The organism is Prosthecobacter sp. (assembly GCF_034366625.1).
In the GTDB taxonomy this organism is placed as follows: domain Bacteria; phylum Verrucomicrobiota; class Verrucomicrobiia; order Verrucomicrobiales; family Verrucomicrobiaceae; genus Prosthecobacter.
The window spans coordinates 99,235-123,461 of sequence record NZ_JAXMIH010000019.1; the positions used below are offsets into that span (position 1 = coordinate 99,235).

The 24,227-nt window shown below is 59.9% G+C and carries 17 protein-coding genes; 9 read left to right on the plus strand and 8 right to left on the minus strand.

Annotated features, from left to right (window positions below; genetic code table 11):
* Nucleotides 1-24: 24 nt before the first annotated feature.
* The 8 genes from U1A53_RS19335 to ybeY all read left to right on the plus strand — a co-directional run bounded on the left by U1A53_RS19335 (nucleotide 25) and on the right by ybeY (nucleotide 9,196).
* A complete protein-coding gene (locus tag U1A53_RS19335; RefSeq protein ID WP_322283495.1) occupies nucleotides 25-2,562 on the plus strand; it encodes a bifunctional serine/threonine-protein kinase/formylglycine-generating enzyme family protein in 2,538 nt (845 codons plus the stop codon).
* Nucleotides 2,563-2,641: 79 nt separating this feature from the next.
* Nucleotides 2,642-4,006 (plus strand): coproporphyrinogen-III oxidase family protein, encoded by a 1,365-nt coding sequence (locus U1A53_RS19340; RefSeq protein WP_322283496.1) that lies wholly within the window; start codon nucleotides 2,642-2,644, stop codon nucleotides 4,004-4,006.
* Nucleotides 3,990-4,556 (plus strand): hypothetical protein, encoded by a 567-nt coding sequence (locus tag U1A53_RS19345; protein ID WP_322283497.1) that lies wholly within the window; start codon nucleotides 3,990-3,992, stop codon nucleotides 4,554-4,556. The genes U1A53_RS19340 and U1A53_RS19345 overlap by 17 nt, the downstream gene beginning before the upstream one ends.
* A 124-nt stretch (nucleotides 4,557-4,680) precedes the next feature.
* Complete coding sequence (locus U1A53_RS19350; protein WP_322283498.1) at nucleotides 4,681-5,505, plus strand: hypothetical protein; 825 nt, start codon at nucleotides 4,681-4,683, stop codon at nucleotides 5,503-5,505.
* A gap of 30 nt (nucleotides 5,506-5,535) precedes the next feature.
* Nucleotides 5,536-5,979 (plus strand): hypothetical protein, encoded by a 444-nt coding sequence (locus U1A53_RS19355; protein ID WP_322283499.1) that lies wholly within the window; start codon nucleotides 5,536-5,538, stop codon nucleotides 5,977-5,979.
* Complete coding sequence (locus tag U1A53_RS19360) at nucleotides 5,979-7,004, plus strand: PhoH family protein (protein WP_322283500.1); 1,026 nt, start codon at nucleotides 5,979-5,981, stop codon at nucleotides 7,002-7,004. Before U1A53_RS19355 ends, U1A53_RS19360 begins: the two co-directional genes overlap by 1 nt.
* A gap of 30 nt (nucleotides 7,005-7,034) precedes the next feature.
* Entirely contained in the window at nucleotides 7,035-8,747 is a 1,713-nt protein-coding gene (locus U1A53_RS19365) for an HDIG domain-containing metalloprotein (protein WP_322283501.1), read from the plus strand.
* A complete protein-coding gene (gene ybeY / locus U1A53_RS19370) occupies nucleotides 8,747-9,196 on the plus strand; it encodes an rRNA maturation RNase YbeY (protein ID WP_322283502.1) in 450 nt (149 codons plus the stop codon). Before U1A53_RS19365 ends, ybeY begins: the two co-directional genes overlap by 1 nt.
* A 127-nt stretch (nucleotides 9,197-9,323) precedes the next feature.
* Here ybeY and hisH read toward each other — a convergent pair whose 3' ends face one another.
* From hisH to U1A53_RS19400, 6 genes are all read right to left on the minus strand, one after another.
* Nucleotides 9,324-9,953 (minus strand): imidazole glycerol phosphate synthase subunit HisH, encoded by a 630-nt coding sequence (gene hisH, locus U1A53_RS19375; RefSeq protein WP_322283503.1) that lies wholly within the window; start codon nucleotides 9,951-9,953, stop codon nucleotides 9,324-9,326.
* Complete coding sequence (gene hisB, locus U1A53_RS19380; RefSeq protein WP_322283504.1) at nucleotides 9,953-10,555, minus strand: imidazoleglycerol-phosphate dehydratase HisB; 603 nt, start codon at nucleotides 10,553-10,555, stop codon at nucleotides 9,953-9,955. The genes hisH and hisB overlap by 1 nt, the downstream gene beginning before the upstream one ends.
* 75 nt (nucleotides 10,556-10,630) lie before the next feature.
* Nucleotides 10,631-12,064, minus strand: a complete 1,434-nt coding sequence (locus U1A53_RS19385; RefSeq protein ID WP_322283505.1) for a DUF1501 domain-containing protein — start codon at nucleotides 12,062-12,064, stop codon at nucleotides 10,631-10,633.
* A 13-nt stretch (nucleotides 12,065-12,077) separates the two neighbouring features.
* Nucleotides 12,078-15,053 (minus strand): DUF1553 domain-containing protein, encoded by a 2,976-nt coding sequence (locus U1A53_RS19390; RefSeq protein ID WP_322283506.1) that lies wholly within the window; start codon nucleotides 15,051-15,053, stop codon nucleotides 12,078-12,080.
* A 14-nt stretch (nucleotides 15,054-15,067) separates the two neighbouring features.
* The gene (locus tag U1A53_RS19395; RefSeq protein ID WP_322283507.1) at nucleotides 15,068-16,483 is read right to left on the minus strand and encodes a DUF1501 domain-containing protein; all 1,416 of its coding nucleotides are present in this window, start codon (nucleotides 16,481-16,483) and stop codon (nucleotides 15,068-15,070) included.
* 1 nt (nucleotide 16,484) lies between these two features.
* Complete coding sequence (locus U1A53_RS19400) at nucleotides 16,485-18,647, minus strand: PSD1 and planctomycete cytochrome C domain-containing protein (protein WP_322283508.1); 2,163 nt, start codon at nucleotides 18,645-18,647, stop codon at nucleotides 16,485-16,487.
* A gap of 86 nt (nucleotides 18,648-18,733) precedes the next feature.
* Here U1A53_RS19400 and U1A53_RS19405 point away from each other — a divergent pair, with 86 nt between their 5' ends.
* Nucleotides 18,734-19,615 (plus strand): AraC family transcriptional regulator, encoded by an 882-nt coding sequence (locus tag U1A53_RS19405; protein ID WP_322283509.1) that lies wholly within the window; start codon nucleotides 18,734-18,736, stop codon nucleotides 19,613-19,615.
* On the opposite strand, the gene U1A53_RS19410 is transcribed toward U1A53_RS19405, so the two are convergent.
* Both U1A53_RS19410 and U1A53_RS19415 read right to left on the minus strand, forming a co-directional pair.
* The gene (locus U1A53_RS19410; RefSeq protein WP_322283510.1) at nucleotides 19,612-21,054 is read right to left on the minus strand and encodes a DUF1501 domain-containing protein; all 1,443 of its coding nucleotides are present in this window, start codon (nucleotides 21,052-21,054) and stop codon (nucleotides 19,612-19,614) included. The genes U1A53_RS19405 and U1A53_RS19410 overlap by 4 nt on opposite strands.
* Before the next feature lies 1 nt (nucleotide 21,055).
* Nucleotides 21,056-24,163, minus strand: a complete 3,108-nt coding sequence (locus U1A53_RS19415; RefSeq protein ID WP_322283511.1) for a PSD1 and planctomycete cytochrome C domain-containing protein — start codon at nucleotides 24,161-24,163, stop codon at nucleotides 21,056-21,058.
* Nucleotides 24,164-24,227: the final 64 nt, after the last annotated feature.

Below are 24,227 nucleotides of genomic sequence, written 5' to 3' on the forward strand. Positions count from 1 at the left end.
AATTCCACTATTCCAACCTTTTTCATGCAGTCTTCGTCACGCACGCCCCCGGACATTCGCGATCATGAAACGCTCCGCCTCATCGGGCGGGGGGCGTTTGGGGAGGTGTGGCTGGCGCGGAGTGTGACGGGCGTGCTGCGCGCGGTGAAAGTGGTGTGGCGGGAGGATTACGACCGGCCGGACTCGTTTGAGCGTGAGTTTGAAGCGATCAAACGCTTCGAGCCGATCTCACGCCGCCATGAGGCGCTGGTGCCGATCCTGCAAGTCGGGCGCAACGATCATGATGGCTTCTACTATTACGTGATGGAGCTGGCGGATGATCTGGAACGCGGACGTGACATCGACGCGGAGACGTACAAGCCCCACACGCTGGGTTTGCAGATGCGGAAGGACAAATGCGTGTCCGCAGAGCAATGCATCAAGCTGGGAGCGACGATTGCGGAGGGGCTCGATTATTTGCACCGCAATCAGCTCATTCATCGCGACGTGAAGCCGTCGAATTTGATTTTCATCGACGGCATCTGCCGGCTGGCGGACATCGGGCTGGTGGCGTTGCTGGGGCAGCGCAGTTTCGTGGGTACGGAAGGCTTTGTGGCTCCCGAGGGGCCGGGAACGGCGGCGTCGGATATTTTTTCGCTGGGCATGGTACTGTATGAAGCGAGTACGGGGAAGGACCGGCTGGATTTTCCTGATTTGCCGTCATGCACGGAATCAGGAGCCGATTTGGAGGTGTGGCGCAGATTGCAGGATGCAATTTGCACGGCCTGCGCGCCGAAGGCGAAGCAGCGCTTCGTCAATGCGCGTGAGATGGCGCTGGCTCTGCGTGGCGAGCCGTTGCCATCGTCACGTCGTCTGATGTGGACGTGGATCGCGGCTGGTTCAGCGGCGTTGATGCTGGCGGTGGGCTTTGGCATGTGGCTGGCACAGAACCACCGCGCCCGGGCACTGATGGCGATGAACAACAGCGTGCCGCGGCTCAAGATCGTGACAACGCCGCCAGACGTGGTGGTGTTTGCCGGTGAGGAGCAACTCGGCGTGACGCCACTGGAACTGAACCCCGCCGAGGGCGTGCCGGTGATCTATCAACTGCGCCTTCCGGGGCACAAGCAGATCGAGATCGAGCACATCGCGTCAGATCGAAAGCCGGCGGTGTTTGATTTGAAAATGGAGCCGTCGCGTTTGCCACAGAAAGGTGAGCGCTGGATGAACAGCCTGGGCATGGCATTCAAACCGGGGCAGGGCGGGCATGTCAGCGCCGATCCGGTGGAGATGAAGTTTTTCCGCCGCTTCCTGGAGGCCACAGGTCGTTCGTTCGAAGGCAAGGTGGTGCGGTTTCAGCAAGGCAAGGAGACGGCATATCTCGTCGTCGTGCCTGATGGCGATGCGGAGGCGTTTCGCTACTGGCTGACGGATCGTGACCGCAGCGAGGCGTTTTTGAGCCAGGAACATCATTACGAGGTAGAGCCGTTCTACTTTGTCGAGAGCGGCCTGCCTGCGGCGGATGAAATGCCTGATGGCCGCGAGGCTGATACGAGTCCTGACGAAGAGAAAAACTGGCGTGCGTTTCTGCTGCGCGTGGAACGCCAGACCTACGGCAGTGTAATCGTGCGCAGCCAGCCGGAGAAGGTGCGGGTGTTTCAGCACGAGCAGTTTCTGGGTGAGACACCGCTGGAACTGCCGCGTGTGCGCACGGGTCCGGTGGAGTTTGAACTGCGGGAAGAAGGCTTCGCCGACGTGGTTCTCGAAGGAGAGGTGAAGGAAGGTGAGCAGGCGGAACTGTTTGCCGACATGCAGACACGCAAGGCGGTGACCTTTGGCCGACAATGGAAGGCAAACAGTCTGGGCATGAATTTTGTGCCGCTAGGAGATGTGATGATCTCCGCCTGGGAGACACGGCATCGCGATTTCATCGAATACTCCAAGGCTGCACAGGCTCGTCGCCCTGGTCGGGTGGAAGACAGCGGCAAAGGCGGCTCGCTGCCTGTGGCTGGGGTGGATCGCAATGAAGCGCGGGCGTTTTGTGCCTGGCTTACCGAGCGCGAACGCAACGCCGGTCTGATTGCTCCCAAGGATGTGTATCGTCTGCCGACGGATGAGGAATGGAGTCGCGCGGTCGGCCTGCCGCTCGAACGCGGCACTACACCTGAAGATCGCAACGGACGCATCCGTGGCATTTATTCCTGGGGCTTCGACTGGCCACCGCCCTCGGGCGTGGACAATCTCGCGGACATGAATGCCGCGCGCAAAGCCAGCCTCGACAGCGCCATCGCTGGTTACGAGGACAAATTTCCGTTTCTGGCGCCCGTGACGGCCCTGCAGCCGAATGAGCGCGGCATTTCGGGTCTTGCCGGCAATGTTTCCGAATGGGTGGAGACGGACTACGAGCCGGTTCCTGCCGCAAAACCCGGCGAGCTTCCCAAACCAGTGCTGGGCACGATGCGTGGTGGTAACTGGCGTACCGCCTCGCAGGAGGAGCTGCTGGCCTCGGCCCGCATGCCCGTGCCGCCGGAGACTCGGCGGAACACGATCGGCTTCCGCGTGGTGCTGGCCCACGGGAAATAGCAAAGTCGTTCGAGGCTTTGCTTTGCAACTTTGGTTCTAGAACTAGACTGGCACAGTCGTATCCCAATTACCCCCAATCATGCAAACCTCTCTCGATTCCCCGTTGGCTTCGGCCGTGACCGAGGTCAACGCGCCGAAGAAGCTCGAACAGACCGAGGCCGGCAATTACTTCGTCTCAAACTACCCGCCCTTCTCATTCTGGAAGCCTGATCAGGTTTCACTCGTCGATGAAGTGCTGCAACGTCCTGCGCCATCCGACATTCCGCTTGGCGTTTACTTTCACATCCCGTTCTGCCGCAAGCGCTGCCACTTTTGTTACTTCAAGGTTTATACCGATAAAAATGCCCAGGAGGTCAAGGCCTACATTGACGCTGGCATGCGTGAGATGGCGACCTTTGCCAGCCAGCCCTATCTGAAGGGCCGCAAGGCGCACTTCGTGTACTTCGGCGGCGGCACGCCGAGTTATCTCTCGGTGCCGCAGCTCAAAGACCTCACGAACCGCATGAAAGACCTCGTGTCGTGGGAAGGTGCGGCGGAGGTGGCCTTCGAGGCGGAACCCGGCACGCTGAACGAGGTCAAGCTCACTGGCATTCGCGAGATCGGTGTCACGCGCCTGAGCCTCGGCGTGGAAAACTTTGACGACCACATTCTTGAAACGAACGGTCGTGCGCACCGCAGTGGCGAGATCGAAAAATCCTACCGTTTTGCCCGCACGCTGGGCTTTGAGCACATCAACATCGACCTCATCGCTGGCATGATGAACGAGACGCATGCGAACTGGAAGGACACCGTGGCCAAGGCCGTCGCCATGCAGCCGGATGCGGTCACGATTTATCAGATGGAGGTGCCCTACAACACCACCATGTACCAGCAGATGAAAGCTGAGGGCAAAGTGACTGCGCCCGTGGCCGACTGGCCGACAAAGCGTGACTGGGTCAGCTACGCGTTCGACGAGTTTCAGAAGGCTGGTTACACCGTCACCAGCGCCTACACCGTGGTGAAAGACCCTCAGCGCATCAAATTCGTCTATCGCGATGCTTTGTGGGAAGGTGCCGATTTGCTGAGCTGTGGCGTGGCATCGTTCGGCCATCTGGGCGGCGTGCATTACCAAAATCAGTCGGATGTCGGCCCGTACATGCAGGCGCTTGATGCCGGTCAGCGGCCGATTTACCGCGCCTATCAAACCACGGCCGAAGACCGCTTCGTGCGCGAGTTCATTCTCAAGCTCAAGCTCGGCCGCAGCGAGTTCGACTATTACATCAAGAAGTTCGGCGAAGATCCGCGCCAGCACTTCGGACCGCAGCTCGACTATCTCGCGAAAGAAGGCTTTGCCACGCTCGATGCCGAGGGCATCACGCTCACACGCGATGGATTGCTTCAGGTGGACCGCCTGCTGCACGACTTTTTCCTGCCCCAGCACCGCCAGTATGCGCGCTATACCTGATGTCGATGCCGCACGTCCCGACGAGGACATCCTGGCTCCCCTGATCTTCTTTTACGGCATCGGCAGCACGCGACCGCGTGTGACGTTTGTCGAGCCGGACGCGCTGGCGGAGCAGGAGCGCAGCCTGCTGGTGCATGAGAAGGACATGACGCCTCGTCTGCGCGAGTTCCACGGCTGCGATATCGACCTCGACGTGGCCGCCCGTGCTCGTATCGGCAATTATCTCGTTCGCGCCTCTGTTCTGCACCGCCACAGCGATGGCAAGCCCGTGGAATTTGGTGCCATCGGCATTCATCTCGATTTTTTGCCCGAAGAGGCCCAAAAACTCGTCCTTGAAGGCCATGTGCCGTTCGGAGCGATCTTGGAGCGTTACGAAGTGCCGCATTCCAGCCACCCGCGCGGTTATTTCCGCATTTCCGTGGATCAGCGACTCGCCGACCTCCTCGGCGCGACGAGCGGGCAGATGCTGTTTGGCCGCTGCAACGAGCTGCGCCACGGCAGCGGCCGCGTACTGGCGGATGTGGTCGAGGTGCTGCCACGCCTGCCATAGCTGCGCCTGTCAGAGCGTGGATTGCGCCTTGTGTCGCACTCGCCGGTCAAACCAGTTGCGACTTGGGGCATCTGCGGTTTGATTCACTCCGTAACAATCTGCTGATAAACCTGCCCTCATTGCCATGATTCGTCCCCATTTCTCGCGCTCCGCCCTCACGGCGGGATTGATGCTTCTCGGAAGCCTGAACCTCTCTGCTGCGCCACAAGGCACCAAAGGAGTGGAGAATTTTGATCCTTTGGCCTTCCCGGGCAAGGTTGTCGATGACGTGGTCGTGCCGGTGCCGAGCGAGGTCTTTTCCGTGCTCGACAAGCTTGGCGAACCCAACTGGCGTGCTGAGCTGCGCAAGGAAGATCTGCCCACCACCAGCGACCGCACGAAGCTCTCCTTGCTGTTTGGCTACACCGTTGCGGAAGGTTTTGTGGCCGTGCAGGCGGAGGACAAGGAGGCAGTGAAGGACATCGGCCGTGATGTAATCTCCCTCGCCAAGAGCCTCGGTCTGAGCAAATCGGTGCTGCCACACGCCCAGAGCATTCTGGATGCTGCCGACAAGGCCAACTGGAGCGCGATCCGCAAGGAGTTTGACCAGACACAGAAGACGGTGCGCGACACGATGGAGCAGATGAAGGATGTCGATCTCTCACAGTGCGTGAGCTTGGGTGGCTGGTTGCGTGGCACGGCCTCGGTCACTTCGGTGGTTAAGAAGAGTTTTTCCGCTGATCGCGCTGAATTGCTCAATCAACCGATGCTGGTGGAACATTTCCTGAGTTCGATCGCGAAGATGCCGGCCGGAACCCGTGAGCACGATGTGGTAAGATCCATCCTGAAGGGCCTCGGCTCAGTGCTACAACAAATGGAGGGCGCGGTGGACGGTTTCTCAAAGGATGCCGTGTCTGACATCGGCAAGACCTGCGACTCCCTGCTGGTTGAAATCCTCGCCAAGAAATAATTTGTGCCAACCTCTGGAGGAAACATGACAATGAAGCGTCCATGGAAACGGTTCGGCAGGATGGTCAGTGCAGCGCTATTGATGGCGGTCGCCACCTTGGTACACGCGACGGTGGATGAATCGCATGATTTTGCGATGGAGGCCGCCACGCCGTTTGTGGAGGAGGGCTTCATTGTGCGTGAAGACTATTGGAACGGTGAGGTCAAGAGCGGTCAGAAGCTCATGATCACGCACCAGCTTTTCAAGGGCAACGAATACGCCTTTTGGCTCGGCACGAGCCAGGAAGGAGTGACGCTGGACATGAAAGTGTTCGATGAAAAGAACCAGCCGGTGCAGATCAAGCCGACCGCTGACAAGTTCTTCATGAGCGTGCGGGTGAATCCGCCCAAGACCGGAACGTATAAAATTGTCTTCGAGTTGAAGTCGAAGAAGGAGCCAAGCGTGCTCTGGGCGCTGGCATATGGCTACCGCTGATGCCCGTCGAAACGCTCACTTACGAGACGCCGCAGTTTCTCCACAAGCTGATTGGCAATGACCTCGGCAGTCTGCGGCTGGTGGGAGAGACGTTTGGCGTGAACGTGATCAGCCGCGAGGGCTGGGTGCGGATTGAAGGTGAGGACGCCGGAGTCGCCTCGGCACGTGAAGTCTTTGTGCAGCTCGAGCGTGTGCGCCGACAGGGCGGTGAAATCTCCACCGGCATGGTGCGTCTCGTCACCGAAAGCGTGCAGCGTGAGACCGGCGATGCGCCTGCTGAGGCCATCATGCAGTTGAAACTGCTCGGCTCCACCAAACGTCCCGCCGTTCTGGCGAAGACACGCGGCCAGATCGCCTACGTGCAGGCCATGCGTGAGAGCGAGGTCGTTTTCGGCGTCGGGCCGGCTGGCACAGGCAAGACCTACCTGGCGATGGCGCAGGGATTGCATTGGCTGAAGGAAAAGGTGGTTCAGCGGCTCGTTCTAACACGTCCTGCTGTCGAAGCTGGTGAGGCGCTGGGCTTTTTGCCCGGGGATTTGAAGGAAAAAATCTTCCCCTACCTGCGCCCGCTCTATGACGCGCTTTACGACATGCTGGAGCCGGAGGAGGCGGAGCGTCTCATCGAGCGCGGCAGCATCGAGATCGCCCCTCTGGCCTACATGCGCGGCCGAACGCTCAAAAACGCCTTCATCATCCTCGATGAGGCTCAAAACACGACCACCGAGCAGATGCTCATGTTCCTGACCCGCCTCGGGGAGGGAGCCCGCTGCGTGGTCACGGGTGATCCATCACAGGTGGACCTCCGCCGTCATGTGAAGTCCGGTTTGCGGGAGGCCGTGGAACTGCTCCAAGACGTGGAAGGCGTGCGTTTTGTGAACTTTGCCCCGAAGGACATCGTCCGCCTGCCGGTCGTACAGCGCATCATTGAGGCCTATCAGACAGGCCGAACCCGGAAAACTGAGCCACAACGGCTCAAAGAACCCGAAGGGGAGGGGAAAGATTCTTGTCCGACCCCCGATGTATGATAGCTTCCGAACCATCTCCCTTCCCGAATCATGTTTGAGTCCATTCGTCGTGCCCGTCTGCAACGCGAAGGGCTTTCCTGCGGTAAAACTCGCCGGAAGCACCAGGAAGGCGATCTCTTTGACGAGATGCGGACCCATCCGGCTGGCACCGTCGGTGTCTATGTGCTGTTCTTCATCGGCGTCGTCGTGCTGATGCGCCTTGGCACCCGTGTCGAGGATGGCTTGCCTGCCCTCACGTGGCTGCATGCGCTTTATGCAGCCGCTATCGGCTTTGCATTGGTGGCGCACGAGCGTGTGGTGTTGCGGCAGGAAATCAGTGACAATGGCGTCTTGCTGCTCGTTCTGGGGACGATTTTCACCCACCTCGCCTTGATCGTTTTCACGCTCGACATGTCCTCGGGGCAAAGCTGGGGCAAGACGCTCAAGGCCGTCGTTCTGCCACATGCCTTCGGGCCGCTCGTGCTCTCAGTCATCCTGGGCCGCCGCATCGGACTCTTTGGGGCCATCTATGCCACGCTGTTGGGAGTTTTGGTCTGCGTGTCGGTCTCAGCGCCGACCTACATGGCCACCTCGGTCATCATCGGTTTTACCGGCGTTCTGCTGACCAAACGCGTTCGTCGGCGCAATCGTCTGTTCATGGCAGGTCTCTACGTGGGTGTCGTGGCAATGGCCTATTCGCTGCTGCTGCATGAGGCTGCTGGCGTCATCATGGAGGAAAAAATCGGACGCATGGTCGGTCTTCCCTTGGTGATAGGCATTGTCACCGGCATGGCTGTTGGTGGACTCCTCCCCGTGCTGGAAAGCGTGTTCGGAGTCACCACCGATGTTTCCTGGCTCGAACTCGCGGATTTGAACCATCCGCTCATGCGTCGGCTCAGCATCGAAGCTCCCGGCACCTACCATCACAGCCTCGTCGTTGCGAACCTGTCAGAGGCCGCCGCCGAAAACATCGGTGCCAGTGCTGGCATGTGCCGTGTGTGCTCCTACTTCCATGACATCGGCAAGCTCAGCAAGCCGGAGTACTTCATCGAGAACATGGATCCCTCGGCCAATCCGCACGAGGATCTCACGCCGCGCATGAGCGCCCTCGTCATCATCGCCCACGTCAAAGATGGCGTCGATCTCGCCATCAAGCACAACCTCAACTCACGCATCATCGACGTGATCGAGCAGCATCACGGAACCTCGCTCGCGTGGTTTTTCTACCGTCAGGCGCTCGATCAAAAGGCGGAGATGGAACGTCTGGTCAGGCAGTCCAAGGCCAAGGAAGATGACGTGCCGCAGGTCAGCGAGGAAACCTTCCGTTATCCCGGCCCGAGGCCGCAATACAAGGAATCCGCCATCATCTCGCTTGCCGACGCCGTCGAGAGCGCCTCACGCACGCTTGAAAAGCCGAATGCCTCGCGCATCGAGACGATGATCGATGAAATTGTGCAGGCCCGCATGGTGGATGGGCAGCTTGATGAATGCGATCTCACCATCGCTGAGCTTGCCAGGATCAAGGCCAGCTTTGCCAAAACCCTGCTCAGCATGATGCATGGCCGCATCAAATATCAGAAGGCCGTCGAATCCAAGCCTCAGGCACCTGTGCGTGATGAGTCCAAACCTCTCCTGGCCGGGGATGACGAAACTCCTTCTGCCGCATCCAACAAAATCGTGGAGGCCTCTTTCGCCGGGTCTGCCGCCGAGTCCACGGTCAAAAAGAGCCGCAGCCGTAAATCGCCTCCTGCTTCCGCCGCCTGATGCCGCTCCCGAAGCTTTGCATCTACAACCGTCAGAAGGCGCACGTCATCCCGCTGCCCTGGCTTCGACGCATCGGCAAAGCCGCGTTGCCCGGCTGCCTCGCGGCTCTCAAATCATCCGACGCACCGCTCGCATCACTTCCCGAGATCGAGATCACCATCGTCGATGATGCCGACATCGCTCGCGTGCATGGCGATTTCCTCGATGATCCCACGCCCACCGACGTCATCACCTTTCACCACGGCGAGATCCTCATCAGTGCCGATACCGCGCAGCGCCAAGGCCTCGATCACGGTCAATCAGTTGATCACGAAGTCGCACTCTACCTCGTTCACGGCCTGCTTCACCTCGCCGGCTGGGACGATCATGAAACAGACGAAGCACGCGAGATGGCGAAACTTCAAAGCTCCATCCTCAAAGACGCGGTCAAAGCTGTTCAATCAGTTTGATCCCGGAGGGATCAAAGAAGGTAGCCGGGGGTTGAGCAAGGAACGAGCGACCACCCCCGGATCGAATGGAGAAACGCCTTCTCTCAAGGGCGCATGCCGGAGGCATGCAAGAAACTCCCGCTTGCAGTTACGCTCGCGACTCTTCCAAAACCTTCAGCGCATTGCGCAGCAGGGTGAGGCCCGCCTCCTGGCTCTTTTCCGGGTGAAACTGCACCGCGACGAGGTTCTTCTTCGCGATGCCGCTGATGAAGCTCACGCCGTAATCCGTGCGGCACAGAGCCAGCGATTCATCCTGCACCTCGGGGTAATAGGAGTGAACGAAATAGATGTAAGTCGGGTTCGGCAGCCCGCTCCAAACCGCTGACTGGCTCGTTTCCCACTGCGCGACGTTCCAGCCCATGTGCGGGATCTTCAAACCGCTCGCCGCATCGAATTTGCGCACTTTGCCAGCCACTGCGGACAAACCTTCGACACCGGGGCATTCTTCGCTGCTTTCAAACAGGAGCTGGTAGCCGAGACAGATGCCGAGATACGGCTTCTCCGCTTTCAACCAGGCCCGCAGCGGCTCCCACAGCCCGGTTTCCTTCAGAATGCGCACGGAATCCCCGAACGCGCCCTGACCCGGAAACACGAGCACATCAATGCCGTCGAAGTCCTCCGGCTTCGTGACGAGATTCGCATGCGCTCCGATGGCCTCGAAGGCATTCAACACGCTGCGCAGGTTCCCCGCGCCATAATCCAGCACGCCGAGTTTCATCACAGAACGTCTTTTGTGCTGGGGATGCCGGTGACGCGCGGATCGTGCTTGGTGGCCGCATCCAGCGCGCGTGCGAGACCTTTGAAGATTGCTTCCGCCATGTGATGCGCGTCGCGTCCGCGACGGATTTCGACGTGAAGCGTCGCCAGTAGGCTCGAAGCGAAGGCGCGCAGGAATTCCTCCACGAGCTGGTAGCTGAAGCGGTTCACTCCGCCAATGGCTTCGACGTTCTCAGGCGCGTGATAGCTGAGGAAGGAGCGTCCGCTGAGGTCGAGCGCGACTTCGGCGAGCGTTTCATCCATGGGAAGAAGCCAGAAGCCGTAGCGCACGATGCCAGCCTTGTTGCCCAAGGCTTCGCGGAAGCAGTTGCCTAGCACGATGCCGGTGTCCTCGACCGTGTGATGGTAATCGACTTCAATGTCGCCCACGACCTTCACCTTGAGGTCAAAAAGGCCGTGCTTCGTGAACAGAGTCAGCATGTGGTCGAAGAACGGCACTCCTGTGTCGATCTGCGATTTGCCGCTCCCATCGACATTGAGTTCGATCTCAATGTCCGTCTCGGCGGTTTTGCGGTGCTGCTTGGCGGTTCTGGCTTGGCTCATGAGCCGCGAATGAACACGCGGTTGGTGCGTAGTGCAACCGTCCCGGTTGCAGTTTGGGCAAGCGGGACGCTCGCCCTACGCCACGATGCCCTTCACCAGATGCCCATGCACATCCGTGAGCCGGTAGCGGCGTCCCTGGAACTTGTACGTCAGCCGTTCGTGGTCGATGCCGAGCAGGTGCATCAGCGTGGCGTGGAAATCGTGGATGTGCAGGCCGTCCTTGACCGTGTTGTAGCCGAAATCGTCCGTCTCGCCATACACCGACCCTGCCTTGATGCCGCCGCCCGCGAACCACGCGCTGAAACAGCGAGGATGATGATCTCGGCCAAAGTTCGTGCTGATCTTGCCCTGGCAATAGGCCGTGCGGCCAAACTCGCCGCCCCAGACGACGAGTGTATCATCCAGCAAACCGCGCTGTTTGAGGTCTTTGACCAGTGCTGCGGCTGGCTGGTCGGTTTCCTTGCACAACTTCGGCAGCGCACCGGGCAGACCGCCGTGATGATCCCAGTCCTGATGGTAGAGTTGGATGAAACGCACGCCTTTTTCCGCCAGACGACGCGCTTGCAGGCAGTTCGCGGCAAAAGTGCCCGGCGTCTTCACATCCGGCCCGTAGCTGTCGAGCACATGCTGCGGCTCATCGCTCAGATCCGTCACTTCGGGAATGCTCGTCTGCATGCGGAAGGCCATTTCATAGTGGTCGATGCGATTCTGAATCTCCGCGTCCGGCGTTCCGGCAAACTGATGCTCATTCAGTTCCTTGAGGCGATCTAGCATCAGTCTGCGGCTGTCAGCGCTCACGCCCGCCGGATTGCCGAGATACAGCACCGGGTCCTTCGCCGCACGGAACAGCACGCCCTGATGTCTCGTCGGCAAGAAACCGCTGCCCCACAGGTGCGATCCCAGCGGCTGCCCACCCTTACCCTTCGTGATCAGCACCGTGAAAGACGGCAGATTCGCATTCTCCGCACCAAGCCCATAACTCAGCCACGAGCCAAAACTCGGCCGCCCCGCGATCTGCGATCCCGTCTGGAAAAACGTCACTCCCGGCCCGTGATTGATCGACTCTGTGAACATCGACCGCGCCACGCAGATGTCGTCCGCGATGCTCGCTGTGTGCGGCAGCAACTCGCTGAACCATCCACCCGCCTGCCCATGCTGCGTGAACTTGAACGGCGATCCCACCATTGGAATCGACGACTGATTCCCCGACATCCCCGTCAACCGCTGCCCACCGCGCACCGAGTCAGGAAGCTGCTCGCCGTTCCGCTGGTTCAGCAGCGGCTTGTAATCGAACAGATCCAGATGCGACGGCCCGCCCGACATGAACAGATAAATGATCCGCTTCGCCTTCGCAAAATGATGCGTGCTGCCCAAAACGCCCCGATCCACCGCCGCAGCGGCACCGTGGCTCTCCTGGGCCAGCATTTCATTCAAAGCGATGCCGCCCAAGCCTAAACCAAAGCGGTTCAGAAAGGAGCGGCGATGAAGCAAGTTGGCGGAAGTGGTCATCGAGTGAAGTCGGTTAACGTTTAACGACAGAGGCATCATGATTCATCAAAGCCTGCGCCAGAACCGCCGCAGCCGCCGCTTCAGGAGCCGTAACGGAGACATCTCGCTTGGCATTCCCTGTTTTGAAAAGTTCTTCGGCCTCCTTCGGCACCGCTTTGAAATGAGCGAGCTGTTCCTGATAGAGCTGGGTGCAGATTTGCATCTCTTTCGCATCCGGTTTCCGGCTCAGGCAGCGCAGGAAGCCGGATTCGATCATCTGGGGCAGGTTGCCCTTCGCTTCGAGATGCAGCTTCTCGCCGAGCACACGCGCCGCCTCTACATACTGCACGCCGTTGAGCAGAATGAGCGCTTGGAGTGGTGAATCGGTGCGTTCGCGTCGCGAAATGCACACCGCACGTCGTGGCGCATCGAAGGCGACCATGGCGGGCGGAGGGCTGGTGCGGCGCCAGTTGGAGTAGAGACTGCGGCGATAGACCGTGTCGCCTGCGCCTGGGGTGACGGGCTTGAAGGCTTCGGACATCTCATAGGAATGCACGGGCGGGCCACCCATCGTGAGCTTGATCAAGCCAGCAGTAGCCAAGGCATTGTCACGAATCATCTCCGCAGGCAGCCGGAAGCTTGGACCGCGAGCAAGCCATTGGTTGTCGGGATCATCCGCCATCGTCTTCGCATCGGCGATGCTGTTCTGACGATACGCCTGGCTTGTGACGATCTCCTTCACCAGCGCCTTCACATCCCAGCCGCTCTGAATGAACTTCATGGCGAGGTAATCGATCAGCTCGGGATACAACGGCCGCTCGCCCTGACTGCCGAAGTCTTCCGTCGTCTTCACCAGTCCGCGTCCGAACAAACTCTGCCACAGGCGGTTCACCGTGACCCGCGCCATGAGCGGATGATCCGGCGCGGTGAGCCATTGCGCGTAACCGAGGCGGTTCTTCGGCGCTCCCTTTGGAAACGGTGACAGCGACGCAGGAGTGGTGGGGCCGACTTCTTCGCCGCGCTTGTCATACTCGCCACGAGTGAGCACGTAGGCCTTCTTGGGCTGCGGCAGCTCCTTCATGACCATCAGCTCCTTCTGCGCATCCTGAAAAGCATACAGCTCGGCCCGCGCCTTTTGCAGGTCGGCGTTCGTCTCCGTGGTCAGATCGCGGCCAAACACGCGGAAGTCATCAATCAGGCCGCCTTTGAAGCCGCGATCCCGCATGCGCTCGCCGAGGCTGATGTTGTCATGGCCGCCACCGGCGATGGTTTTCGTCAGGTTGTCTTTGATGACATCCACTGCGGCTTGTTTGCCTTCCACGAAGATCTTCAACCCATCCGCACGGCTGCTGCCATCATACGTCACCAACACATTCAGCCATTGCTTCAGCGGGATGTTCTCCTTGGTTCGGATGCTGATCGCATTGCCTGGCCAGAAGTGAATCAGCGACCACTTGAGCTTTCCTTCTTCAATCAGCAGCTCGTAGCCGCGGCTTGCTGCGTCCGTCCAGGCCTGTGAGCGATGAAACACCACCGCACGGTCCTTCACATCCGGTGTTTGCATCCACAGAGACACGCTGAAGGGCTCGTGGCGCTGGAAATTGCCCAGCGGCGTGTCCACCGCGTCATCGCCGGTGAATTGGATGGCATTGCCGATCTTGCCGGGCACCAGTTTGTTCTCACCCTTCAGCACGGCGGCGGGATCAGGTGGACCTTTGTCTTTGGCGTCCTTCTTCGGCTGCGGCGGAGGTGCCGCATGCAGCGAATCGGCCAGCTTGTTGCCCTTCAGCTCGTCAAACGTGAAGTGAGCCAGTTCATCGCGGCTTAGGTCGGGCTGAGTGGGTGAGTTTGGCTTCTCCAAGGCTGCCACCTTGGCTTTGAGCGCCACCATCTTGTCCTTCGCAGGCTGATCCATCAGCATCATTGCCGGAGTCGGCGGTGAAGGCGTGAAGAAGGAATACAAGCCAGCTTCGTCGATGTTCTGCAGCATCGAAAAGAGTCCGTAATAGTCCTTCTGCGTGATCGGGTCATACTTGTGATCGTGACAGCGAGAGCACTCGAAGGTCAGGCCGAGAAATGCTGTCGCCACGGTCTGCACGCGGTCGGCGACGTATTCGACGCGGTATTCCTCCTCCACGCTGCCGCCTTCGTTCTCCTGCTGATGCAGGCGATTGAACGCGGTGGCGAGGATCTGTTCATCCGTGGCATTCGGCAGCAGATCACCCGCAAGCTGCCAGGTCACGAACTTGTCGTATGGCAGGTTGTCGTTGAAGGCCTTCACCACCCAGTCGCGCCAAGGCCACACCTCGCGTTCGCGATCCACCTGGAAGCCGTAGCTGTCCGCGTAGCGCGCCACGTCGAGCCAGTCCACCGCCATGCGTTCGCCGTATTGCGGTGAGGCGAGGAGCCTCGTCACTAGATGCTGGATGCTTGATGCTGGATCAAACTGATGCTCGGTGACAAAGGCGGTGACTTCCTCCGGCGTCGGTGGCAGGCCGGTGAGATCGAAGCTAAGGCGGCGGATGAGTGTTTCCGGCGTCGCTTCGGGCTGAAGCTTCAAACCGCGCTCTGCCAGACCAGTGCTGACGATCTTGTCGATGCTCTGGTCCTTGGTCGCCTCCGGCTTCAACGAAATGAATGCCCAATGCGCCTCATATTCCGCCCCTTCGTCGATCCACTGCTTCAGGATGGCGATTTCATCTGCCGTGAGGTCGCCGAGCTTCGATTTGGCCGGAGGCATGTGGTCGTCGGCATCCGTGGAGAGGATGCGCTGGATCATCTCGCTCACTTCGGCTTTGCCAGGGACAAATGCCTTCGCTTCCACGGCAGCGTTGCGCTCATCCAGCCGCAGATCGGCTTCACGCTTCTTGGGGTCAGGACCGTGGCAGAAGAAGCACTTGTCCGAGAGAATCGGGCGCACATCGCGATTGAACTTCACCTTGGCGGGAGCCGCCGAAAGGGAGGTCGTGAACAATGAAATGAAGAGGATGACAAAAAGGCCGCGCGTCATGGCTGTTAAGTATCTCATGCAAACACCGCCTTCACCACCTTCGGATTCTCCACGCCTGTCAGACGCTGATCGAGACCTTGGAATTTGAAGGTGAGCCGCTCGTGATCGAGTCCGGCTGCCGCGAGGATCGTAGCATGAAGGTCATGTACGCTGACTTTGTCGATGGCGGCTTTGAAGCCGATTTCATCGCTCTCGCCGTGGTGGTAGCCGCCTTTGACTCCGCCGCCGCACATCCAGACGGTGAAGGCGTGCGGATTGTGATCACGTCCCGGCTGATCGCCTTTTTGCGCGATGGGCAGACGCCCAAACTCACCGCCCCAGACGATGAGCGTCTGATCGAGCAATCCACGCTGCTCCAGATCGCTGATCAGTGCCGCCACAGGCTGGTCGCTCTCATTCGCGAAGCCGCGATGGTTGCCGAGGATGTCCTTGTGGCCGTCCCAGCTCTGCTGGTTCTCCATGCCGCCGCTGTAGAGCTGGATGAAGCGCACGCCGCGCTCCACCATGCGCCGCGCAGTGAGACACTGCGCGGCGAAGTGGCCACAGTGCTTCTCATTCACGCCATAGAGCTTCTGGATGTGCTCCGGCTCACCTTTGACATCAAAAGCCTCCGGGGCCGAGGTCTGCATGCGGTAAGCCAGCTCAAAGCTCTCGATGCGGGCATTCAGCTCGCTCTCGATGGCCGATCCGCCGAGCGATTGACGATTCAGCCACGCCAGCAGATCGAGCTGCGCCCGCTGACGCTGCGGCGTGAGCGAGGCAGGCAACGCGAGGTTGTCGATGGGCGCCCCGCTGGGCTTCAGCCACGTCCCCTGATACACACTTGGCAAAAAGCCCGCGCCCCAGTTCGCCGCGCTGCCCTTCGGCAGGCCGCGATTCAGTGGATCGCTCATCACCACAAAGCTAGGCAGCGAATCGCTCTCGCTGCCGAGGCCGTAGTTCACCCACGAACCCACACACGGGTAGCCCATGCGCGTGGTGCCTGTGTTCATCATGAAAAGGGCGGGGGAGTGATTGTTCGATCCCGTCCAGCAACTGTGGATGAAGCACATTTTGTCCACATGCATCGCCGTCTTCGGAAACAGATCGCTGCACCACGTCCCGCTCTGCCCGTGCTGCTTGAACTCGAACGGGGACTTCATCAGCCCGCCCACCGATCCGGGGAAGAAGCCCGTTTTCGGATCAAACCCCTCCAGCGTTTGCCCATCGCGCTTCGCCAGCTCCGGCTTGTAATCCCAGGTATCGACCTGTGACGGCCCGCCGTTGGTGAAGATCCAGATGATCGACTTCGCCTTCCCCCCGACCTGCATCGGCACCTTCGGCGAGAAAGGATTCTTCGCCGCCTCCAGCATCGAAGCGAACGCCAGCATCCCAAAACCACCGCCCGCACGAGCGAGCATTTCACGACGGGAATAAGAGAGTGTGTTCATGTCAGTTGACGTAAATGAATTCATTCAAGCTCAGCACCACCTGGCAGTAATCTGCCAGGGAACCGGCTGATTTCAAAAACTCGGCACCGGCGGCCACTTCATCGGCTTTTGGAACACGGTTGAAGCAAAGGCGGTAAATCATCGCGATCTGCTTCGCGGCATCGCCAGCGGCTGAAACGCGTTTGGCGAGCCCTTCGGCCCATGATCGGGATTGGGGGCTGTTCATGAGCACGAGGGCCTGCGGGGCCACGGTCGTCGTGGGGCGTGCGCCTTGGCTCACGAGCGGCTCGGGCAGGTCAAAGGCCACCATGCTGCCGATGAGCTGGCTGCGTTTGATGTTGAAGTAGATGCTGCGGCGCTTGCTGTTCTCATCGCGAGTGCCGGGGCCGAACATGGTTGCGTCCAACACGCCGCTCACGGCCAGCATCGAGTCGCGGATCGCCTCGGCTTCGAGCCGCTGCGGCACGAAGCGCATGAAAAGACCGTTCGCGGGGTCGGCGGCTTCCTTCTTGGCATCGCGGGCGCTGCTTTGCTGCCAGGCACGGCTCATGAGGATCATCTTGTGGATGGGTTTGAGCTTCCAACCATTCGTGATGAGCTGACCCGCCAGCCAATCGAGCAACTCGGGCTGCGTGCAAGGCGTGCCGGTCTTGCCGAAGTCATTCGGCGTCGGGACGAGGCCCGTGCCGAAATGATGCTGCCACAGGCGGTTCACGATCACCCGCGCTAGCAGCGCACCGGCTCCCTGATCGACATCCGTGATCCAGTTCGACAGCGAACGCCGCCTGCCGTTGTATTTCGCGTCCTTCGGCGGCTGCCATTGCCAGCGTTTCGAGTCGCCGGGCTTGCTCAGCACTTGCAAGAAGCCCTGCACGGCCTCGCCGTCCTTCATGAGAGGATTGCCGCGCTTCAGCACATGCGTCTTGTCAAAGAACGGCCCGCCCTGCGTGTGCATGACGATGGGATCATAGCCCTCGGCGCAGATCATCATGCGTGTGGCACCTTGGATGGCTGGCGTGTTCTTTTTGGCATTCATCGTCGTGATGGCGGAGGTCACTTTGCCGTCAGGATGCACATCCACATTCATGCGTGTGGTCGTGGTGAAGGTGCTCAGCATCGCGTAGTAGTCGCGGGTGGGCAGCGGATCGAATTTGTGATCGTGACAGCGGGCGCAGCTCAGCGTGAGTCCGAGCATGCCACCCGCCGTCGTGCCCAGCATGTCGTCCATCGCATCGTAGCGGGAGCTTTCGACCTCGTTCGCGGTGATTTGTGAGGGAAACACGCCCGCGCCGAGAAAACCCGTCGCTGCAAGTGCCAGCGGGTTCTGCGGCTCGTATTCGTCTCCTGCGAGCTGCCACTTCACGAACTGGTCATACGGCATGTCCGAGTTCAGCGCCTTGATCACGAAGTCGCGGTAATGAAACGCAAACGGGCGGTCGTAGTCCTGCTCAAAGCCCGTGCTCTCGGCATAGCGGGCCACGTCGAGCCAGTGGCGTGCCCAGCGTTCGCCGTAGCGCGGAGATTCGAGCAGCGCGTCAATCAGGTCACTCAGGTCAGCCGTGTCCAAAACCTCTGACGGCGGCAGCCCCGTCAGATCCAGAAACAGCCTCCGCACCAGCACCGCTTTGTCCGCAGCCGGTGCAAAGGTCATGCCCTTTGCGTTCTTCAAAAGCAGCTCATCAATGCTCTTCGCCTGCACCTTTTTCAGCGGCTGGAAGGCCCACCACTGGCGATCTTCGTCCGTCACGACGCTGCTGTCCTTCTTCGGCTTCTTCCCGGCGATGAGCGGTGCGGAATACGGCGCCCCATCATCAATCCACGCCGCAATCTTCGAAATGGCTTCTTCAGGCAGCTTCGGGCTGCTGTCCGGCATGTGCGGCTCCTTGGCGTGGTTGATCTGCGCCACGAGCGAACTGCTCTTCGCATCGAAAGGCACCACCACGCTGCCGTGCGAGCCGCCGCGCAGCAAATCCTCACGCGTGGCCATGTCGAAGTCGCTCTTCACTTTTTCGCCGCCGTGGCACTTGAGGCAGTTTTCCTTCAAAAGGGCCGCCACATCCTGCTGAAACAACTTCAAGCCGCGCTCCATGCGCTGGGCATGATCCGGCGGCAGATTCGCAGCAAGGGCAGAACTCGTGGTGAGGATGAAAAGGAGGAATCGCATCGCTCATCATCAACGTCGGTTGTCTGTGCCTGTTTATGCTTGTTTTGTGTCTGATTCTGCTGACGAGGCCAGGATGATTGCGATAAATGCCAGATGCCGCCGTATCTGATTACAACACTGGCATGTCGAACCGGCGCAAGTACCTCAACTACACCACGCCCTGGGGCGTGGATCTTGCCCGCGTGGCGAAATCGGGCTGGACGCCGTTTTTGATCCACGAAAGCGGCTACCAGCCTCATCTGGAGGATTGGAATCATCAGGGCGTCGATTCACCCTTCTGGCGCTTCTACTACAATCCCAAACCCGGCTGCTATCTGCTGTTTCAGGGGCAGAAAATCGCGCTGGAGCCAAAGAAGGCGGTCTTGATCCCGGCGGACACGGTGTTCGACTGTTGCGCCCCGGTGAAGGCCTGCCACTTCTGGCTGCACTTCACCACCGCACGGCCCGGTGTGTCCATTCCTGCCGCTCCCATCGTCATTTCGGCCGATGATTCACTGCGGACGCTGCTGACCAAACTTATCTTCACGCATCGCGAACCACCGACAGAACTGCGTGATCACCGTCTGCATCATCTCAGCGCCGCGCTGCTGCACACCGTTTTCGCCACGCTCGAAACCGACTCACCGCCTGCGATGCCGGAGCGTATCGTTGAAGTGCTGGCTCTCATTGCCCGTGCGCCGCACAGCAAGCTGACGAATCCCTTCCTCGCCGAGCGTGCGGGCATGAGCGTGGAGCGTTTCATCCGCAGTTTCCGTGAGCACACCGGCCAGACGCCTGCCGCGTATGTCTTGAGCACAAGAATTCGACTCTCAGGCGAGGCTTTGGCACTCACGGACAAGACGATCGATCAAATCGCCGTCGAGTTTGGCTTTCCCAACCGACATTACTTCAGCCGCATGTTTGCCCGGCAGGTCGGTTGCGGACCGTCGGAGTTTCGGCAACGGCAGCGTGAACGCAAAGGACGCTAGGCCAGCACGCCCTTCACGAGATTGCCAGCAATGCCAGTGAGGCGCATGTCGAGACCTTGGAATTTGAAATTGAGGCGCTCATGGTTGATGCCTAGCAGGTGCATGAGGGTGGCATTGAGATCATGCACATGCACAGGATCGCGGACGATGTTGTAGCTGTAGTCGTCGGTTTCGCCGTAGGTGGTGCCTTTTTTCACGCCACCACCGGCCATGAAGATGGAATAGCAGCGCGGATGATGATCGCGACCGTAGTTGGTGGCGGTGAGCGTGCCTTGGGAATAGATCGTGCGGCCGAATTCACCGCCCCAGACGATGAGCGTGTCATCGAGCAGTCCGCGTTGTTTCAGATCCTTGATGAGCGCGGTGGTGGGCTGGTCGGTGTCGCGGCATTGGCCACGGATGGCGTTGGGCAGACCACCGTGGTGGTCCCAGCCCATGTGGAAGAGTTGGATGCAGCGCACATCGCGCTCGGCGAGGCGGCGGGCGAGCAGACAGTTCGCGGCGTAGGTGCCGGGTTTCATCACATCGGGGCCGTAGCTGTCGAGCACGTGCTTGGGCTCTTTGGAGGTATCCACGAGATCAGGCACGCTCATCTGCATGCGGAAGGCCATTTCGTATTGGGAGATGCGCGCACTGATTTCAGGATCACCAAAGGCCTCGAAGTCGCGCTGATTGAGCGCGGCGAGTTCATCAAGCATCTGGCGGCGCATGGGGCGGTCCACTCCGGCGGGATTGGAGAGGTAGAGCACGGGATCACCCGCATTGCGGAAGCGCACGCCCTGATGCTGCGTGGGCAGGAAACCGCTGCCCCACAGGCGGTCGTAGAGCGGCTGGTCATCGCGACGACCAGTGCCGAAGGAGGTCATCACGACATAAGCCGGCAGATCGTGATTCATGCTGCCGAGGCCATAGCTGAGCCATGCGCCGATGCTGGGACGACCTGCGAGTTGTGAACCCGTCTGGCAAAAGGTGATCGCTGGATCGTGATTGATCGCCTCGGTGAACATCGAACGGATCACGCACATCTCATCTGCCACGGTGGAGAGATGCGGGAACAGCTCGCTCAACCAGATGCCGCCCTGGCCATGTTGAGCGAATTTGAAGAGCGAAGGAGCGACAGGGAACGCTTTCTGACCCGATGTCATCGTCGTGAGTCGCTGGCCCTGACGAATGCTGGCGGGCAGATCCTCGGCGCGATGTTTTTCCATCTGCGGTTTTGGATCGAAGAGATCCATCTGCGAAGGAGCGCCGGACTGGAACAGATAGATGATGCGTTTCGCCTTGGGAGCGAAGTTGGGAAATTGACGCGCAGGCATTGCTGCGGCGGCCTCATCTTGCAGCAACGAGCCGAGCGCGGCAGCACCGATGGCAGACGTGCTTTGTTTGAGGAAGATGCGGCGGTTGAGCCGGTCCTGGAGTTGAAGGGCTGGGTTGTTCATGTCAGTCGCGGGTTACGACACGGTCGAGGTTCAGAAGCACAGTGGCAGTCGTTGTATAAGCAGCGAGTTCGGCGGGATTGAGCGAGGCGTCGGCTTTGGTCGCGCCTTGGGAGAGCAGGGCGGTGGCCTCGGCGGGCTTGAATTTGAAAAACTCGACGCGTTTGGCAAAACCAGCGGTGAGTTGCTTGAGCGCGGCGGGTTCGATGTCGCGCGCGGTGGCACGCTTGAAGCCATAAGCGATGCGCTGCTCTGGCGTGGTGCCACCATGCTGCATCATCTGCTGTGCGAGACCGCGCGCGGCTTCGACAAACGTGACTTCATTGAGCAACGAAAGCGCCTGCAGCGGTGTGTTCGTGCGGCTGCGCTTCACCGTGCAGATTTCACGCGTGGGCGCGTCGAAGAGCAGCATCGTGGGCGGTGCGGCGGTGCGTTTCCAGATGGTGTAGAAGCTGCGGCGGTAGAGGCCGTCGCCGGAGTCGGCCTTGTAGCCGCGCAGGTCGCCGTATTTGCTCGTTTCATCCCACACACCTTCGGGCATGTAGGGTTTTACGGACGGTCCGCCGATCTTCGGCACCAGCAGGCCGGCAATGGCGAGCGCCTGATCGCGCACGATCTCGCCAGCAAGACGGAACCGCGGTCCCCGGGCCAGCAGGCGGTTCTCGGGATCTTTTTCGAGTAGCGCGGGGGTGAGTTTCGATGACTGGCGGTAGGTGGCGCTCATGACGATGAGCTTCTGCATCGCCTTCATGTCCCAACCGGTACGGATGAACTCGGTGGCGAGCCAGTCGAGCAATTCGGGATGCACAGGATACTCGGACTGCGTGCCCAGGTTCTCGGTGGACTTCGACAGGCCGTAGCCAAAGAAATTCTCCCATGCACGATTCACCCAGACACGGGCCGTGAGAGGATTGGCGGGATCAACCATCCACTTCGCAAGGCCAAGGCGGTTCAGCGGAGCGTCCTTCGGCATCGGTGGCAGCACGGCGGGCGTGGTCATGCTCACCTTGTCGCCCGGTTTGTCATACTCGCCACGTTTGAGGATGAAGGCATCGCGCACCGGGCCTTCCTTCATCACCATCACGGACGGGACAGTGCGCTCAAATTTCTCAAGCTCAGTCTTGGCCGCTGCCAGCGCGTAGTCGGCATCACGCAATGGACTGTCAACGCTCGCACGGTAAAACTTTTCCAGTTCGGCACGCTGCTGCGGCGTGCGGTTCTCCGTCGGCGTCTTCATGATGGCGAGCACGGCGGCGGGTGGTCCGCCGGTGCCATCAAGGCTGGCAAGCGCTGGCTCGGCATCGGTCGCAGACATTCGGAAGCGGCCGATGTTGTGGCCGGAAAACTTCGACTGATGCACCAGACGCACGGTCAACGTCGCGCCTGCGGGCACGGTCAGTGCTTTGTCCACGATGAACATCGCCTTGCGGTCCACGCGTTTCTTCGGGTCGTTGCCATCAATGGCCCAGCCGTTGGCCGGTTCTTTGTCGATCAGCAACTTCACATCGTAGCCCTTCTGCGCGTAATCGGCCTCGGCACGGGTGAAGGCGATCTTCACCGGCATCTTCAAGCCCGGCGCGCTGATCTCGCCTTCGATGCCGGTCAGCACGAAGTTGCCGTTGAAGGCGCGGCCCAGGCTTTGATTTGGCAGCGTGGGGTCGGGCAATGCTTCGAGCAGCAGTCCGGTGAACGTTCCCTCCGTCAGCGGCGAAGTGATTGTGTAAGTGTCTGTGTCAGGATTGCGACCGCCAGCGATCCATGAGGCATCGGGCAGCTTGCGCAGCGCTGCACCGCCTTTTGACTTCGCATCCTTCACCTGCAGGACTTCCCACATTTGTTTCTTGGTGGTCTCGGGGCTTTCCATGTCCGCTTCCCAACTGGCGACGAGGTTGGGCAGTTGGAGCTGAGTCTCGGTGACACTGGCCTCCGCCTTGGTGACGGCTTTTTTGAGCTGCGCGAGCTGAATCTCGTCTTCCTTGTCCGGTACAACGATCACTGGATCGGAATTGCCGCCGCTACGGTTTGAGGCACCCTGGATGGTCCCGCTTTCAGCGACGTTGTTGAAGAAAGCGAAGAACGAATAAAAGTCCTTTTGGGTAAGCGGATCATACTTGTGATCGTGACAGCGGCAGCAATTCAACGTGAGCCCGAGCCAGGTGAAGCTCGTCGTCTCCACGCGGTCGATGATGTTCTCAATGCGCCATTCTTCAGCAATGATGCCGCCTTCGCCGTTCAGGCGGTGGTTGCGATTGAAGCCCGTGGCCACAATTTGATCACGGCTGGCATTTGGCAGCAGATCGCCGCCGATCTGCTCGATGGTGAACTGGTCGAAGGGCTTGTTGTCATTGAAGGCCTTGATCACCCAGTCACGCCAGGGCCACATGGCGCGGCTGCTGTCCGTCTGGAAGCCGTGGCTGTCGGCGAAGCGCGCAAAATCGAGCCATTGCATGGCCATGCGTTCGCCGTAGTGCTCGGACTTCAGCAGGCGGTCCACCACCGCCTCGTAAGCTTTCGGTGATGCGTCCTTTTCAAAGGCCGCGATCTCCTCCAGCGTCGGTGGCAGGCCGGTAAGATCGAGCGTCACCCGGCGCAGCAAGGTGGCGCGATCCGCTTCCGGCGAAGCTTGGAGACCTTCTTGTTCAAGTCGGGTGGCTATGAAGGCATCAATCTCGTTTCGGATGGTGATCTGCGGATTCTCAATCTTCGGTGCAGGCGAGCGCTCCGGCTTTAGAAACGCCCAGTGTCCCTGATACTCCGCGCCTTCACTGATCCACTGTTTCAGAATGGCTTTCTCCTCGCTGGTCAGCGGCTTGCCATCTTTCTCGGGTGGCATCACGTCATCGTCTTCATGTGGAAGCTCCACGCGAGCGACGATCTGGCTCTGCTCCGGTTTGCCTGGCACGATTGCGATGTCACCCGACTTGGCCGGTTTCATCGCCTGCTCACGCAAATCTAGTCTCAGGTCGCCTTTGCGATGGCTGGCGTCTGTGCCGTGGCAATGAAAGCACTTCTCATTGAGAATCGGCCGCACATCGCGGTTGTACTTTAGTTTGGCAGGCTCCGCTGCGAGCAAGGCGGGAAATGCCAGGAGGAGAATGAGAGGGCGGGACATGAGATGGACGTTAGCTTTTCATTCTAACGACCAAAGGACCATGCCTTTTCTGGGGATTGTTATG